The organism is Paenibacillus sp. 3LSP (assembly GCF_032465655.1).
Taxonomy (GTDB): Bacteria; Bacillota; Bacilli; order Paenibacillales; family Paenibacillaceae; genus Fontibacillus; species Fontibacillus barengoltzii.
Genome location: NZ_JAWDJI010000186.1, coordinates 24,962 through 40,141 on the forward strand (window position 1 = coordinate 24,962; position 15,180 = coordinate 40,141).

Consider the following 15,180-nt stretch of genomic DNA (forward strand, 5'->3'; position numbering starts at 1 on the left):
TATAAAGACCGGCGGCAACCCTATTTTAGCCTAGTGAAATAAAATCCTTTGTCGATTCCGTCAACCGGCGAATTCCGGTTTCCGTGATGACGACATCGTCCTCGATGCGAACGCCGCCGATTCCCGGCAGGTAGATCCCTGGTTCAACGGTGACAACCATCCCCGGCTTCAGCACCGTGTCGCTTGCTTTGGAGACGCGCGGAGCCTCATGCACTTCCATTCCAAGGCCGTGTCCGGTACTGTGTCCGAACTGTTCACCATAGCCGTAACGGGTAATGACGTCGCGTGCCAAGGCGTCGGCTTCCCGACCAGTCATTCCTGGACGAAGGAATTCCAGCGTATGCAGCTGGGCTTCCAGAACAATATCATAGATTTCACGCAGCTTGGCGCTTGGCGTTCCCAAGGCCACCGTCCGCGTAATATCAGAGCAATAGCCCTTATACAAAGCACCGAAATCCATCGTGACCAGTTCGTTCGCTTGCATAATGCGTTCGCTCGCTCGCCCGTGCGGTAATGCGGAGCGTTCTCCCGAAGCCATAATCGTATCGAACGAAGGCCCGGAAGCACCGTTCTTCTTCATGAACGTTTCCAGTTCCAGAGCGGCATCCCACTCACTCATCCCCGGCTTCAGAACGTCGAGCATATGCCGGAAGGTCCGGTCAGCCAACTCCGCCGCTTCCTTCATAATTGCTAATTCTTCGGCATCCTTGAACATCCGAAGTTCTTCAACCAACCCGCTAAGCGGTACCAGCTTCACCGGCTTCAGTTCATTTTCATAAGTTCGATAGGTGGCATAGACCAACTGATCTTCTTCAAAACCAAGCCGTTCGATGCCCTCTTGCTTCAGCAAGTTTTGAATCGTTCCAGTGACCGACGGCCCATGATCCACGATTTCGAACCCGGGCGCCTGTTCGGCAGCTTGGGTTAAATAGCGGAAGTCAGTGAGCAACCAAGCCTTCTGATCGGTAATCAAGACATAGCCGGAACTTCCCGTAAATCCCGTCAAATAGCAGCGGTTCACTTCTCCGGTGATGAGTACGGCTTCGATTTGCTGCGATGTCATCGCCTCACGGAGCCGGGCTACACGTGTACTCGCCATAACCAACTCTCCCTTATTATAAAGGTAATAACCTTCTTACGATCTCTCCGTTATTTTGCCCGCTCCAAGTGACGTTTTAAGGCCAGTAGTCCCATTTCGTATCCGTAGGATCCGAATCCAGAGATTTGACCGACAGCGATCGGTGCGATGACCGAGTGGTGCCGGAACGCCTCACGGGCGTGGATATTGGACAGATGGACCTCAACCACGGGGATGCTTACGGAAGTCAAGGCATCCCGAAGCGCATAGCTATAATGCGTGAGTGCACCTGGATTCAACACAATTCCATCCGTATTTCCGTAGGCGGCATGAATCCGGTCGATCAGCTCGCCCTCGTGATTGGACTGAAAGAAGGATAACTCCAGCCCGTTTGGCGCAGCCAGTTCCTTCAGATGGTTTTCGATATCCACCAGTTTCTCGGAACCATAGACGCCGGGCTCGCGCACGCCAAGCATGTTTAAGTTCGGTCCGTTCATCACTAAGATGCGGTACATGGCGGCTCCCCCTTTCCGAAAAATAACCAAAAATAATTTTAACATAGGTAGGAGTCGCTTGAGAAGCTTTAACTTTTTGCCCCGCCCTCCATGGAAAGCGCCTGTTCGCCGGTTTTTTTAGGTTCACGTGCGCGCTCATCCGTGTATTCCTCAGCCGTGGTATAACCGATGAACAACCCCCACAGCAAATACAAGCAAAACTCGCTGATGATCGTCGTCCGCGACAATTCGCGCAGCGGAGGGATCAGGTCAAGCAACGGGCCCAGCACTCCAAACAAAATTCCCCACCAGGCAATGCCATATAGAATGCCCGGACCTGGTCCTTTGAGCTTGCGGAACGCCAACACATAAATCAGCGTGGCCAGAATCGATAATCCGATAAACGACAGCCAGCCCAAATAGTACCCGGCTTGACTATGCAAGAACGAATTTTTGAAGAACGGCTCCAACAAGTAGCCCGGCAGCACCGAGGTGAATCTCATATAGAAGAATACCCCCTTCACGCCGCCCCAAATTAATCCAGCAAAACACCCGATTTCCAGCGTATACAGCCAGATATTCGTATGTTCCCGGTGTTGCTGGCGCCACGGTTGAACCCGGTTCTGCTTCTTCTCCTTATCCGCTTTCATTCGCATCCTTCCTTTCCAAAGGAATAAGTTCCTGCGTTTTTTTTGAAGATTAGTATGCACATTTCCAAAACGACTAATCCAACTAGAATTTGCCCGCAAAGTCCGTTACAATGGAATCATTACAAATGATCGATGTCTTGCCGCTTATACCAAACCAAACTTATACATTATTAGGAAGGTGAAAGTTTTGCCTGAACAATCCACACCGACGATTTACGGCGGCCAAGCCGTTATAGAAGGCGTCATGTTTGGCGGGAAATATGTGAATGTGACCGCTGTGCGCCGGAAAAACGGGGAAATCAGCTTCTTAGAGGTCCCTAAGGAAGATAAGGAATGGGTCAAAATGCTGCGCAAAATCCCGCTGATCCGCGGTATCGTCAGCATCGTTGACGCAAGTGCCAAAGGCTCCAAGCACCTGAACTTTTCGGCAGAGGCGATGGCCGATGACGAGATGGACCCCGAAGAACGCGCCAAACAGAAGGAAAAAGAAGAGTCAGGCTTTTCTCTCACGATGCTGCTTGGAGTTGCCGTCGTAGGGATCTTGTCCTTTATCGTAGGAAAGCTCATTTTCACATTGGTACCGGCGCTCTTGGAGCAATATTTGTTCCAGCATGCGTTTGCCAGCCAGACGTTGCACTCCTTGGTTGAAGGTGTCATTAAAATTGTTCTTCTTCTCGGATATCTGTGGCTCATGTCCCAGACCCCTGTGATCAAACGGCTGTTCCAATACCATGGAGCGGAACATAAAGTGATTTCTGCTTATGAAGCAGGCGAAGAATTAACCCCGGCCAATGTACAAAAATATTCCCGCCTGCACTACCGGTGTGGCAGCAGCTTTATCATCTTAACGGTAATCGTTGGCGTGATCATTTATTCCCTGCCGATTTTTAGTTGGGACACGGTTTGGGAACGGATCTATATCCGGATCCTGCTGCTCCCGCTTGTGATTGGACTTTCCTTTGAAATGCTGCGGTTCACGAATGCAGTTCGCGATATTCCGGTGTTGCGGTTTCTGGGTTATCCGGGGCTTTGGTTGCAGCTGTTGACAACCAAGGAACCGACTGATGATATGGTCGAAGTATCGATCGCTTCCTTTAATCGGATGCGTGAGCTCGATGCGCAGTTGGAACAAGTCGGTGTGATGGAGACGCCGGTTGGTACATCATTGGATCCCTTGAAAGGATGAGTAACATGAGAAAACAAGGCATCATGTTTTGGATCATCGTCCTTCTTGTCGCGTTCTATATTATTGATGGTTTGTTTATCAAGCATCAAATCGAGTGGAGTAGTATCATTGTTCCGGTGGCTGTCTTTGGTATCGTCTTCCTGCTTTATAAATATCCGCCGAAGAAATATCGAAAGGCGCAACAGCCGAAGATCAAGCCTTCCGCGCGTACGATGGCCAAAGTGGCTGCGGAACGGAAGAATCCCCGGACGGAGAAGCGCAAGACTTATCCGTTTCAAGTCATCGAAGGCAACAAAGGCAAAAACGACGACGATTTGCCGAAATATCATTAAAATGCAAAAGGACGGAACCGCTGGGGTTCCGTCCTTTCCTTTTATTTGAACGTGCTATTTGCTTGTTGGTACTTCTTAAACTGTTCTTCATATAGCTGCAGGCTCCAATTGGCGAAAAACCGGTCCCCCGCCAGAAACCCGGATTCGAACAACAGTTGGCTTTCCTCCTCGCTAATATCAAATTGCGTAGTGCCGATGCCTAGCGTCGGAATTTTCACGGTACGATAGCGGTTGGATTGCTCAATGTACCGCTCATCATGGGCCGACAACATCGTCTCCACGATCGCCTGCAGCATCGTAAATGGGCCGGTGATTCGATGCGGTTTATTCGTATTTTTGCCGACCATTTGAAAGCCGACCGTCGGAATAAGACGCCCGCCTTGCCGCGGTTCTTCCTGATCAAATAACCATAGCGGAAAATTACTGAGCAATCCGCCATCCACAATATGCAGAAATTGCTCGGTGAACGGCTTCCCTCTGGCCAGCTTCGGCGGCAATCGCAGCAACACCGGATCAAAGAAATACGGAATGCTGCAGCTCATACGAACCGCTCGGGCAACCTCAAACGTCGTTGGGTCGATGCCAATCTTCTCTAAATCGTCCGGCAGTACCATGATTTTCCCGCTGGTGATATCCGAGGCGATGATCGTCAGCTTCCCCCGCTCCAAATCGCCAAACGTCCGAATGCCCTTCACCAGTAAAAGTTGGCGGATCCACTCCTCCAACGCTTCCCCGGCATACAAGCCTTTTTTCAGCAAAACCCGAAGAGCGGGGCCAATTAATGCCAAATTAAAAAGGGGCGCTCTCTTCAGAAATTTGGTGAAGGACGTCGTCATAATCAGTTCTTTCATTTCGTCTGCGGTATAGCCTGCAGCAATGATTGAAGCGACAATTGAACCTGATGAGGTTCCGGCCACTCGATGAAACTGCGCTCCATGCTTTTCGGCTGCCCGGACCGCACCAGCCAACGATATCCCTTTGACTCCGCCGCCCTCAAACACTCCGTTAATCAGCATCCGGCGCCCTCCTCCCAACCCACATTCAGTTTACTGCTTATGTATGTTGGGAGAGGTGTACGTATGACTAAAGAACTTAGCGCGTGTGAATTCGCCGAATTGCTTCATCAATGGGGATCAGCTCTCGCTTCATCGAGGCTCGTTCTACCCATTCGACTTGTCCTTGTCCAGCAGACTTCCCAATGATGATCCGATAAGGAATCCCGATCAAATCAGCATCATTAAATTTGCTGCCGGGGCGCTCATCCCGGTCATCCAACAATACCTCTACGCCGGCTTGAGTTAACTCTTCATAAAGCTTGAGGCTAAGTTCCATTTGCTGCGCATTTGAAGCGGAAATTGGGATGATGTGTACCTGGTATGGTGCGATCGATACCGGCCAGATGAGGCCATGTTCATCGTGATGTTGTTCGGCAATTGCGGACATAAGTCGAGAAAGGCCAATTCCATAACATCCCATGATCATCGGCTGCTGACGCCCCTGGGCGTCCAAAAATACGGCGCCTAACCGCTCGCTGTATTTGGTTCCAAGTTTAAACACATGGCCAACCTCAATGCCCCGCAACAATTGGAGCCTTCCCTCCTTGCAGCGTGGGCAAGCATCTCCGTTCACCACGTTGCGAAAGTCGCCGATGGAGGCTTCAGCTACATCGCGTGTTGGGCAGACCGAGCGTAAATGGGTGTCCGGCGCATTTGCCCCTGCAATCGCTGTGTCCATGTTTGAAGCCTCCCTGTCCATCAAGACCGGGATCATAAGGCCGATCGGGCCAGCAAACCCCACCGGGGCACCGGTTATTTTCTCTACTGTCTCATGATCAGCAAGCTGTACGTGATCTACGCCTAACCAGGCAGCCACCTTCAGCTCGTTCACTTCATGATCCCCGCGTACGACGACCGCAACTGGCTCTTTCCCCTCAGGAACGTAAATCAGCGTTTTGAGGAAATGTTCAGGGCCCACTTGAAAGAACTGACCTAATTGTTCGATGGTATGCACGCCCGGCGTATCAACCAATTCGGGACGGTCAGCTGCCGATGATTGAGTTTGCAGGCTTGGGTCTGGCAGCGCTGAAGTCGCTTTTTCAAGATTCGCTGCATAATCGCAATTCCCGCACACAGCTACAACGTCCTCGCCAATATCGGCTAAGGCCATGAACTCATGGGTGCCGCCTTCCCCGCCAATCGTTCCAGGGTCAGCCTCAACAGCTCGGAACTTCAGACCGCAGCGGCGGAAGATTTTCTCGTAAGCAGAAACCATGGATTGATATGCGCGATCCAAGCCGGTCCAATCGGTGTCAAAGGAGTAGGCATCCTTCATTAAGAACTCTCGACCGCGCAGCAAACCAAACCGGGGACGACGTTCGTCACGGAACTTCGTCTGAATTTGATAAACCGTTAGAGGCAGCTGGCGGTATGAGTTCACCTCATCTCGCAGCAATGAAGTGATGACTTCCTCATGCGTTGGACCTAAAGCAAATTCGCGATCATGCCGATCCTTGAATCGGATCAGCTCAGGGCCATAGCGTTCATAACGACCGGATCTCTGCCAAAGCTCCGCCGGCTGCATCGCAGGGAGAAGCAGTTCCTGAGCCCCGGCCCGGTTCATCTCCTCCCGCACAATCTGTTCGATTCGAAGCAGCACCTTTCTTCCTAAAGGCAGGTAGGAGTAGATCCCCGCTGCCAATTGGCGGATGTAGCCCGCGCGCAGCAGGTGCTGATGGCTGGCCGCTTCTGCATCGGATGGAGCCTCCCGCAGGGTTGGGGATAATAATCGGCTTTGGCGCATTTCAATGACCTCCTTCATCTGAAAACAAAAAGACACATTCGTCAAGGGACGAATGTGTCGTGGTACCACCCTATTTCCACCGTCGATCAAGCTCAAACGGTGCTCTAACCATGATAACGGTTGGGGACCGGCACGTGTTCAATTTCCGCAGAGGAAATCTCCCCGTACAGCTCACAAGGCGGGAAAAATTCACGTGCGACAGAGACCTTCCAGCTCCCGGGTCTCCTCTCTGAGGACGCAGTCGTTAATTTCAATCCTTGATCACAGCTGATGGAACATTAATATCATTTAAATCATGTTGACAACGAATTTAACGCATTTCACTGTTCCTGTCAAGGCTGCACTCCATAATAAGACTGCAGCAGCGGGATCAATCCCAGTGGATTCTTCCGCAGATCCTTGGCGCTAAAGAAGATGCTGCCGCTGATTTCAGGAATCTGCCGGTTGTATTCGAGCTGATTGATGATTTCCTGCGCGGTGGACCAGCCGATCTCCGGCGTTCCCAGCTTATACGGCGCATGACCAATGTACAGCTTCACGTTCGTCCCTCTTACCTCCCCGGCCCACCAATCGGCAAGCAGGTCATAACGAACCTCCTTGCGCGTCATGCTCCAGTACAGTTGGGGAGCGACATAATCGATCCACTCATTCTTAATCCAGGTCCGAACGTCGGCATAAGTGCTGTCGTATGCCGTAACGCTGGCTTTCGTATCCGAGCCGGTCAAATCGGTTGACTTGTTCCGCCAAACTCCGTAAGGGCTGATGCCAAAAGAAACTTTCGGCTTAGACGCTTCAATCCGTTGGCCTAAATTCTGAACGAACTGATTGATATTGTCCCGGCGCCAGTCGCCTTTCGTGGCTATTTTCTTGGAGTTGTAAGACTTAAATGTAGCATCATCCGCGAACTTCTTCGAGGCCGTCTCCCCGGTCGGATAGAAATAATCGTCCAAATGAACCCCGTCAATATCGTATCCGTTCACAACTTCCATAATCGCTTTAATCACATGTTCACGGGCTTCCGGAATTCCCGGATTAATATACAGCTTGCCGTCAAACTTCACGATCCATTCTGGATGTTGGTTGGCGACATGATTGGCCGGAAGCTTGCTGGCATCACTGCCTGTGCTGGCGCGGAATGGATTAAACCAAGCGTGGAATTCCATGCCGCGACGGTGCGTCTCTTCGATCAGGAACTGGAGTGGGTCGTATCCCGGATCCTTCCCGGCGGTTCCCGTCAAATAAGAGGACCACGGCACCAGGGACGACGGATAAATCGCGTCCGCAGACGGCCGCACCTGAACGAACACTGCGTTCATTCCCATCGCTTGCACTTCGTCTAACAACTGGACGTATTCGGCTTTCTGGGCATCTACCTTGCCGTACGAGCTTTTGCTCGGCCAGTCGAGATTAGAAACCGTGGATACCCAAACACCGCGCAGCCCATTCGATATATCCACAACCGGCGGCTGAGGCAGATCGGTTTGCGGGTCCTCCCCACCTGCGCCTGGTTCCGGTTGAGTTACTTCGGAGCCGCTCGACAGTGTGATCGTACGGGTCAGCTGATTCCAATTCACGGAAATGCCAAGCTGTTCGCTGACAAAACGCAACGGCACCATCGTCCGGCCGGAGCTGATTTCCACAGAAGCTTCCAGATTGATCGTGCTCCCGTCAACTTGGACTGCAGGAGAACCTAACGTCAGCACGAGGGTAGTGCCGTCTTTTTGAATCGTCGCGGTTTTATCAACTTGGGACCAGGCTACCTGGGCTCCCAGGTTCTCACTGATCACCCGGAGTGGAACCATGGTGACATTCGCCCCAGGCTTAATGTATGGCGAAGCATCGGTGGATAACACCTCACCATCTAAAACAATCCGAATGTCGGTTGCGGCTGCGGCCGCCGGCGTATTCCCGGAATAAGGCCATAAGATGAGCAACACTAGAATAGGAATAAACCATTTGCAAAATTTCATCAGTATCCTCCACATCATCGTTATGTACGGACGAACCGTGCTACTTTCTTAAACGTCATGCGGAGGTCAAGAGTTGCGCTCTTCGGACAAAAAGAAAGAAGCATCTGCCTTCTCTGAAAAGACAGATGCTTCTTCTAGGATTCGTTGATCAGTTCCTGATGGACCTTCTCCAGGTCGCGAATTCGATTGCTGTCCCGTTTGAAATATTCCACAAGCGTCGCAATACGCGTGATCGAATCCCAGCTCAAATGATGTTCGATTCCTTCAACGTCTTTATAGATGTTCTCGTGATCAACGCCGATCATCCCAAGAAACTCCTCCAGCAAGTGATGCCGGTCTACGAGCCGTTTCCCGATTTTCTTCCCTTTATTGGTCAGGACAAGGCCCCGATATTTCTCGTAGATCAAGTATTCATCCTTGTCCAATTTCTGAATCATCTTCGTAACGGAGGAAGGATGAACCTCCAAACCTTCCGCGATATCGGACACGCGGGCGTATCCTTTCTCGTCGATCAGTTTGTAAATACGCTCCAAATAATCTTCCATACTGGGCGTTGGCATCTATCGATTCCCTCTTTTCCATGAGTTGACGCGGACAAACCTGTACGCATGTTAAACATTACTCTGTTAATGATACATGTTATGATTGTCCGTTGGCAAGTGCGCATCGGCACACTTTCCTTCGTCTTCCCCTAGAACTTCAACCATTCAGGCGTAATTTGCTGCAACCAAATCGTGATTTGCGCCATACGGTTCGTGAACAGCAATACGCCCATCAGCAGCATCAGCGCGCCGCCGATCTTCATCATTATGGCAGAATAACGGAGAATCCATTTGGTTGATCCGATAAAGAACGCCAAGATAAAAAAAGGCAAGGCAAACCCAAGAGTATAGGCGGTGACCAGTCCAATCCAGGTTCCCGGCTCCGTAACGGCTAAGGCGATAATCGCCGCCAGAATCGGGCCAACGCATGGCGACCAGCCCGCGGAGAAGCCGATGCCAAAAATAAACGAACCGATGTATCCGGCCGGTTTGAATTTCAAATTCATCTTCCGTTCCCTGAGTAAAAACTGCGGCTGGAAGATCCCCATCAGAAACAAACCCATACAAATGATCAAAATGGCGGATAATTGCCGAATGAGCCCGCGATATTGATTAAAAAATTCGCCAAACAGTCCAGCGCCAAAGCCCAATGTATAGAACACAACAGAGAAGCCGAGGATGAACGCCAGCGTATGCGTCATCGTCCGGAAGCGAACGTCCCGTTTGCTTTGCTCCGTCTTCAATTGCTGCACGGACATCCCGGTAATATAGGACAGGTAAGACGGATATAAAGGCAGGCAGCAAGGCGAAATAAAGGAAGCAACCCCCGCGCCGAAGGCAATCCCGAGATGGATGTCAGCCATAAGTACCCCCTATGTACCCTTGCGGGCTAGGCAGAAAATCCCCGTTTGCCCAGCAAAGTAAGTATCAGCATGCAGATCAGCAGCAATACAATCGTCGCACCCGGAGCCAAATTCCAGACCCCCGCCACAATCAACCCGGCGATCACCGCGATTTCCGCAATGACGACGGAGAATATCACGGACATTTTAAAGCTGCGGGCGATGAGCAGGCTGCAGGCCGCAGGAATCGTCAGCAGCGCCGAAACGAGCAAGGCGCCAACGATTTTGATGGCGGTGCTGATGACGAGTGCCGTCATCACCGTCAGCAGCAGATTCAACAGCTTCACCGGAATCCCGCTTACTGAAGCGGCATCTTCTTCAAAAGTTAGCAGGAAAAATTCCTTGAAAAAGGCAACGACAACGATCACCACCACCAGGGTGACGCCAAAAGTTACATATAAATCTGTTGTATCCAGCGTATAAATGCTGCCAAACAGATAGCTGACCACATCCGTATTGTAACCCATCCCCAGCGTAAAGAACAGAGAGGCTAGTGCAACCCCGCCTGACATGATAATAGCAATCGACAGTTCGGCATAACCTCGGTACGCTTTACGCAGCTTTTCAATTGCAAACGAGGCGACGACCGCAAAAGCAAGGCCAACCCCCACGGGATAGACCCCAAGCAAGAACCCTAACGCCACCCCGGCGATGGTCACATGAGCCAGTGTATCCCCTATCATCGAAAGACGACGCAGCACCAGAAAGATTCCGATCAAAGGTGCGGTCAATCCGATCAGCAGGCCGCCGGCCAGCGCTCTTTGAAAAAAATCAGCGGACAATATCTCCAAAATAAACAACTCCTAAACCAACGAATGCTGCAGATCCGGGATCGCGCAGTCCTGCTCGTGCGAGTGGCGCACGTAAAATTTAATTGCCCCGCATTGCTCGCGGGGGTTCTTCCCCAGCTTCCCTTCAATCATGCCGATATCATGGGAGACCATCAGAAACGTCATGTGATGATGGGCGTGCATATGAAAAATCAATTCAAAAAAGTCGGCTTGCGTCTGGGCGTCAATGCCGACAGTAGGTTCGTCCAAAACGAGCAAATCGGGCTTGTTCACAAGCGCCCGCGCCAAAAATACCCGTTGCTGTTGGCCGCCTGACAGCTGACCGATGCGCTTATGCTGGATATCCCCGATCCGCATCACTTCCAGCGCATCATCACACATCCGCTGATCCTCACGACCAATACGGCGGAACAACTTCTTGTTATTGTAGAGGCCGGACAACACCACTTCGCGTACCGTCGCAGGAAACAGAGGATTGAAGGCGTTCTTCTGAGGCACGTAGCCGATCCGCCCCCAATCGCGGAAGCGCCGGATCGGCTCGCCGAACAAGCGAATTTCCCCTTCGGTGGGCTGCAGCAGACCCACCATCATCCTCAGCAGTGTGGTCTTCCCCGCCCCGTTGGAACCGATCACGCCAACAAAATCCCGCTCGCGAACCGCAAAGCTGAAGTCGGATATCACTTGTTGTTCCTGATACGCGAAGGAAACGTGGTCAAGCTCGATTACACTATCATGACAAACGGCATCCTGTGCCGTAGTTGCGTCGGATTTCATTTATTTAGCGTCCTTCCGGTACATATAGTTTCTTCTTATTGTAGAGCTTGAATCAGATTTTGCAAATTTTTCTCCATCAACGTAAAGTAATTTTCACCCGCCTGAGCTTGGGCTTTCGTCAAGCCTTCAACCGGATTAAGCACCAGCGTATCCACACCGGCTTCAGAAGCCAGCGTCTTGGCCAGTTTATCCGAGACAAGCTCTTCAAAAAAGATATAACGAATGCCCTTCTCCTTCACCAGCTTTGACAAGGCCACTAAATCTTGAGCCCGCGGCTCAGCCTCCGGCGACAGCCCCATAATCGCATGTTGGGTTAATCCATAGTCCCGGCACAAGTAACCAAAAGCTTGGTGAGAAACAACGATTTCCTTCTTCGGCAATGAGGATAGCTGCTCCATAAACTTAGCATCTAGCGCCTGCAGCTGACTCAGCAGCTCCTGATACCGCGACTCATAAGCCGCTTGGTGCTCCGGATCGACCTCAATATAGCTGTTCTTAATATTCTCAGCCATGATCATCGCCGATTTCGGACTGACCCAGGTGTGCGGATCTACATGGTGAGGCTCCGTTTCCTCATCATGGTCCGAGTGTGCTTCCCCATGTTCGGCTTCTTCGCCATGCCCGTGACCATCATCGCCCTCGGCTTCGATCAAATCAATGCCATGGCTGATCTCCACCGTTTTCACTTTGGCATCTGCACCTAAGCCTTTCAAAAAGTTCGGGACCCAGCCCTCCAACCCTGCGCCGTTATACAAAAACAGCTGAGCTTTCGATGCATTTAAAATATCCTGACTGCGCGGCGTCCAATCATGCGGCTCAACGCCGGTCGGCAGCAAGTTGATGACATTCGCTTCTTCGCCGCCAATCGCCTTGGCAAATTCATAGATCGGATAAAAGCTGGTGATTACGTTCACCTTGCCTTCAACGATCGTTCCGCTGCTTCCGCTCTTCCCGCAGCCTGCTAGAACTAGCAGGAGCGTAAGCAACATTGCCGCTGCGACGAAGCCTCGCTTGAAACTATGTATAAACATCATAACTCCCTCTCTTAATCGTAATGATTACCAACAAGGATTATAGGACCCTCCTCTTGGAATGTCAACCTCTATTATTCTTCCTATAAATCATGGACAACAAACAAAACCGCCAGAGGAAGGTTCCTCTGGCGGCCTGGATGACGTGCGGTGAACATACCGCAGGTCATCGCTTATCCATCTGATTATTTTACAATCGCACCGTTTGGCATCGTATCCGGCACCGTGGCCAGCGTCAGCTGATCACCTTGCGAAGCGGCAAGGATCATGCCCTGCGACAGCTCGCCGCGCAGCTTCACCGGCTTCAGGTTCGTCACGCAAATCACTTTGCGTCCAACCAGCTCCTCTGGCTTATAGAACTTGGCGATACCGGACACAACCTGGCGTTGCTCATAGCCCAGATCCAGCTGCAGCTTCAGCAGCTTGTCGGCCTTCGGCACCGGCTCGCAGGCAAGCACCTGCGCAACCCGCAGCTCAACCTTCGCGAAATCGTCAATGCCGATTTCGTCCTTCGGCTCCGGCTTCTCCACAGCCGGTGCTGGTGCCGACGCCGGCGCGGCAGCCTCCGCCGCCGGCGCACTGCCCACCATCGAGTTCGAAATGAACTCGATTTCCTGCTCGACGTCGAGCCGCGGGAAGATCGGCTCGCCTTTGACGAGCTTCGTTCCGACCGGGATCAGGCCAAACGTCTTGGCGCTCTCCCAGGTCGTGAGCTCCCCGGGAGCAATCCCGAGCTGCGCCCAAATCTTCGCAGGGGCCTGCGTTAAGAACGGCTGCAGCAGGATCGAGGCGATGCGCAGCGACTCGGCCAGATGCGCCATGACCGAAGCGAGCTCGCCTTTCTTCGCTTCATCTTTGGCCAGCACCCATGGCTGCGTCTCATCGATATATTTATTCGTGCGGCTGATAAACGCTCCGATATGGGTGAGCGCAACGGAGAACTCCATGTTCTCCATAGCCTCCTCTACCTTGCGGACTGTCTCCAGCGCCACTTGCTCCAACTCTGCATCAAACGCCGTAGCGTTTGGCTCATAAGCCGGTACTTCGCCGCCAAAATACTTCTCTACCATCGCCACGGTACGGTTCAGCAGGTTACCAAGGTCATTAGCCAGATCGGAGTTCACCCGCTGAACGAAGCTTTCCGGCGTGAACGAACCGTCCGAACCAAACGGTACTTCCCGCAGCAAATAATACCGGGTAGCATCCAGCCCATAACGGTCGATCAGCACGTTCGGATCCACGACGTTGCCCTTCGATTTGGACATTTTCCCGCCCTTCATCAAGAGCCAACCATGGCCAAACACCTTCTTCGGCAGCGGCAGCCCGAGCGCCATCAGCATAATCGGCCAGTAAATCGTATGGAAGCGCACGATTTCCTTCCCTACGAGATGGACGTCTGCCGGCCAATACCGTTCAAACAACTCTTGATTGTCCGTACCGTAACCAAGCGCCGTAATGTAGTTGGACAACGCATCAATCCACACGTATACGACATGCTTCGGATCGCCTTTGACCTTCACGCCCCAGTCGAATGTCGTACGGGAGACGGCCAAATCCTCCAGCCCCGGCTTGATGAAGTTGTTGATCATCTCGTTCTTACGAGATTCCGGCTGAATGAAGTCCGGGTTCTCTTCATAGAACTGCAGCAAACGATCTACATACTTGCTCATCCGGAAGAAATAACACTCTTCCTTCACCAGCTCAACCGCATGGCCGCTCTCGGGGCTTTTCCCGCCGATCACTTCGCCTTTTTCGTTGCGAATCACGTCCACCAGTTGCGATTCCGTATAATACGTTTCGTCCGGAATGCTGTACCAGCCTTCATATTCGCCTTTGTAAATATCCCCTTGCTTCAGCAAACGGTCAAAAATCTCTTCTACGACCTTCTTATGCCGAGGCTCCGTCGTGCGGATAAAGTCGTCATAGGAAATGTCCAGCTTCTCCCACAGTTGCTTAATCCCTGCCACGATTCCATCCACGAACTGCTGCGGGGTTTGGCCTTTTTCCTTCGCTTTCTGCTCGATCTTCTGTCCGTGCTCGTCCGTCCCCGTTAAATAGCGGACATCAAAGCCGCGCAGCCGCTTGTACCGCGCCATGACGTCCCCCGCCACCGTCGTATAGGCATGGCCGATATGCAGCTTATCGCTTGGATAATAGATCGGCGTCGTAATGTAGAATGTTGGTTTGTTGGACATCGCGATTCATCTCCTTTTATTCATGACAAACAAAAAAACTCCCGCCCCATATGGGGCGAGAGAGTTCTCACGCGTTACCACCCAATTTCCCCGTTCCTTCACAGGCTACGGGCTCCATTGGTCGAAATTCGACCGTCCGTTAACGCCGGACTTACGCCATCTCCTTACCGAAGCGTTGCGCATAAAGCGCACGCTGCTCGGCTCAAAGACGGTTCCTCCCGGACCATATTCCAAAGACGCTCCAGACCGGTTTGCAGCTCCCCCGGCTCTCTGTTACTGGATTCAATCCTTGTACTCATCCGTTCACAGGAAAGTTATTGAGGTTGAGGTTGTTCATTTCAAACAATATATTAAAAAAATTTTCAAACCGTGTCAAGCCACCGCGATCACTCAGTTAAAATGTTACTAAAGAGGCATCGGTTCACTCACATCGAAA

Annotated in this window: 15 protein-coding genes; 2 read left to right on the plus strand and 13 right to left on the minus strand. The window is 51.8% G+C overall.

The window, feature by feature from the left end:
- Nucleotides 1–25: 25 nt before the first annotated feature.
- The 3 genes from RW092_RS15930 to RW092_RS15940 all read right to left on the minus strand — a co-directional run bounded on the left by RW092_RS15930 (nucleotide 26) and on the right by RW092_RS15940 (nucleotide 2,222).
- Entirely contained in the window at nucleotides 26–1,099 is a 1,074-nt protein-coding gene (locus tag RW092_RS15930) for a M24 family metallopeptidase (RefSeq protein ID WP_316010655.1), read from the minus strand.
- A gap of 50 nt (nucleotides 1,100–1,149) precedes the next feature.
- The gene (gene aroQ / locus RW092_RS15935; RefSeq protein WP_016311695.1) at nucleotides 1,150–1,593 is read right to left on the minus strand and encodes a type II 3-dehydroquinate dehydratase; all 444 of its coding nucleotides are present in this window, start codon (nucleotides 1,591–1,593) and stop codon (nucleotides 1,150–1,152) included.
- Between the two features lie 68 nt (nucleotides 1,594–1,661).
- A complete protein-coding gene (locus tag RW092_RS15940; protein ID WP_016311694.1) occupies nucleotides 1,662–2,222 on the minus strand; it encodes a YqhR family membrane protein in 561 nt (186 codons plus the stop codon).
- 187 nt (nucleotides 2,223–2,409) lie between these two features.
- Between RW092_RS15940 and RW092_RS15945 the strand changes: the two genes are divergently transcribed.
- Together RW092_RS15945 and RW092_RS15950 are read left to right on the plus strand one after the other, a co-directional pair.
- Nucleotides 2,410–3,408, plus strand: a complete 999-nt coding sequence (locus RW092_RS15945) for a DUF1385 domain-containing protein (protein ID WP_316010656.1) — start codon at nucleotides 2,410–2,412, stop codon at nucleotides 3,406–3,408.
- On the plus strand, nucleotides 3,405–3,740 hold the full coding sequence (locus RW092_RS15950; protein ID WP_084770592.1) for a TVP38/TMEM64 family protein: 336 nt from the start codon (nucleotides 3,405–3,407) through the stop codon (nucleotides 3,738–3,740). The genes RW092_RS15945 and RW092_RS15950 overlap by 4 nt, the downstream gene beginning before the upstream one ends.
- A gap of 41 nt (nucleotides 3,741–3,781) precedes the next feature.
- Here RW092_RS15950 and RW092_RS15955 read toward each other — a convergent pair whose 3' ends face one another.
- The 10 genes from RW092_RS15955 to RW092_RS16000 form a co-directional block, all read right to left on the minus strand.
- Nucleotides 3,782–4,756 carry a patatin-like phospholipase family protein gene (locus RW092_RS15955; protein ID WP_316010657.1) on the minus strand — a complete coding sequence of 325 codons (975 nt, stop codon included), beginning with the start codon at nucleotides 4,754–4,756 and terminating at the stop codon, nucleotides 3,782–3,784.
- Between the two features lie 76 nt (nucleotides 4,757–4,832).
- Nucleotides 4,833–6,539, minus strand: coding sequence for a proline--tRNA ligase (locus tag RW092_RS15960; protein WP_316010658.1), 1,707 nt, complete (start codon nucleotides 6,537–6,539; stop codon nucleotides 4,833–4,835).
- Between the two features lie 332 nt (nucleotides 6,540–6,871).
- Nucleotides 6,872–8,509 carry a family 10 glycosylhydrolase gene (locus tag RW092_RS15965; RefSeq protein WP_316010659.1) on the minus strand — a complete coding sequence of 546 codons (1,638 nt, stop codon included), beginning with the start codon at nucleotides 8,507–8,509 and terminating at the stop codon, nucleotides 6,872–6,874.
- Nucleotides 8,510–8,643: 134 nt separating this feature from the next.
- Nucleotides 8,644–9,069 carry a transcriptional regulator MntR gene (gene mntR, locus RW092_RS15970; protein WP_016311688.1) on the minus strand — a complete coding sequence of 142 codons (426 nt, stop codon included), beginning with the start codon at nucleotides 9,067–9,069 and terminating at the stop codon, nucleotides 8,644–8,646.
- Between the two features lie 131 nt (nucleotides 9,070–9,200).
- Nucleotides 9,201–9,914, minus strand: coding sequence for a cytochrome c biogenesis CcdA family protein (locus tag RW092_RS15975; RefSeq protein ID WP_316010660.1), 714 nt, complete (start codon nucleotides 9,912–9,914; stop codon nucleotides 9,201–9,203).
- A gap of 26 nt (nucleotides 9,915–9,940) precedes the next feature.
- On the minus strand, nucleotides 9,941–10,744 hold the full coding sequence (locus tag RW092_RS15980) for a metal ABC transporter permease (protein ID WP_028538263.1): 804 nt from the start codon (nucleotides 10,742–10,744) through the stop codon (nucleotides 9,941–9,943).
- Nucleotides 10,745–10,756: 12 nt separating this feature from the next.
- Nucleotides 10,757–11,518: a metal ABC transporter ATP-binding protein gene (locus RW092_RS15985; RefSeq protein ID WP_316010661.1), complete on the minus strand. Its 762-nt coding sequence runs from the start codon at nucleotides 11,516–11,518 to the stop codon at nucleotides 10,757–10,759.
- 35 nt (nucleotides 11,519–11,553) lie between these two features.
- A complete protein-coding gene (locus RW092_RS15990; RefSeq protein ID WP_016311684.1) occupies nucleotides 11,554–12,549 on the minus strand; it encodes a metal ABC transporter substrate-binding protein in 996 nt (331 codons plus the stop codon).
- Nucleotides 12,550–12,734: 185 nt separating this feature from the next.
- Nucleotides 12,735–14,744 (minus strand): methionine--tRNA ligase, encoded by a 2,010-nt coding sequence (gene metG, locus RW092_RS15995; RefSeq protein WP_016311683.1) that lies wholly within the window; start codon nucleotides 14,742–14,744, stop codon nucleotides 12,735–12,737.
- Nucleotides 14,745–14,908: 164 nt separating this feature from the next.
- Complete coding sequence (locus RW092_RS16000) at nucleotides 14,909–15,043, minus strand: hypothetical protein (protein ID WP_279626208.1); 135 nt, start codon at nucleotides 15,041–15,043, stop codon at nucleotides 14,909–14,911.
- Nucleotides 15,044–15,180: the final 137 nt, after the last annotated feature.

What these genes read in the sequence shown, in the direction of transcription:
- RW092_RS15930 (WP_316010655.1), bottom strand. Translation starts at nt 1,099, where the DNA reads ATGGCGAGTACACGTGTAGCCCGGCTCCGTGAGGCGATGACATCGCAG.
- aroQ (WP_016311695.1), bottom strand. Translation starts at nt 1,593, where the DNA reads ATGTACCGCATCTTAGTGATGAACGGACCGAACTTAAACATGCTTGGC.
- RW092_RS15940 (WP_016311694.1), bottom strand. Translation starts at nt 2,222, where the DNA reads ATGAAAGCGGATAAGGAGAAGAAGCAGAACCGGGTTCAACCGTGGCGC.
- RW092_RS15950 (WP_084770592.1), top strand. Translation starts at nt 3,405, where the DNA reads ATGAGTAACATGAGAAAACAAGGCATCATGTTTTGGATCATCGTCCTT.
- RW092_RS15955 (WP_316010657.1), bottom strand. Translation starts at nt 4,756, where the DNA reads ATGCTGATTAACGGAGTGTTTGAGGGCGGCGGAGTCAAAGGGATATCG.
- RW092_RS15960 (WP_316010658.1), bottom strand. Translation starts at nt 6,539, where the DNA reads ATGCGCCAAAGCCGATTATTATCCCCAACCCTGCGGGAGGCTCCATCC.
- RW092_RS15965 (WP_316010659.1), bottom strand. Translation starts at nt 8,509, where the DNA reads ATGAAATTTTGCAAATGGTTTATTCCTATTCTAGTGTTGCTCATCTTA.
- mntR (WP_016311688.1), bottom strand. Translation starts at nt 9,069, where the DNA reads ATGCCAACGCCCAGTATGGAAGATTATTTGGAGCGTATTTACAAACTG.
- RW092_RS15975 (WP_316010660.1), bottom strand. Translation starts at nt 9,914, where the DNA reads ATGGCTGACATCCATCTCGGGATTGCCTTCGGCGCGGGGGTTGCTTCC.
- RW092_RS15985 (WP_316010661.1), bottom strand. Translation starts at nt 11,518, where the DNA reads ATGAAATCCGACGCAACTACGGCACAGGATGCCGTTTGTCATGATAGT.
- RW092_RS15990 (WP_016311684.1), bottom strand. Translation starts at nt 12,549, where the DNA reads ATGTTTATACATAGTTTCAAGCGAGGCTTCGTCGCAGCGGCAATGTTG.
- metG (WP_016311683.1), bottom strand. Translation starts at nt 14,744, where the DNA reads ATGTCCAACAAACCAACATTCTACATTACGACGCCGATCTATTATCCA.
- RW092_RS16000 (WP_279626208.1), bottom strand. Translation starts at nt 15,043, where the DNA reads ATGAGTACAAGGATTGAATCCAGTAACAGAGAGCCGGGGGAGCTGCAA.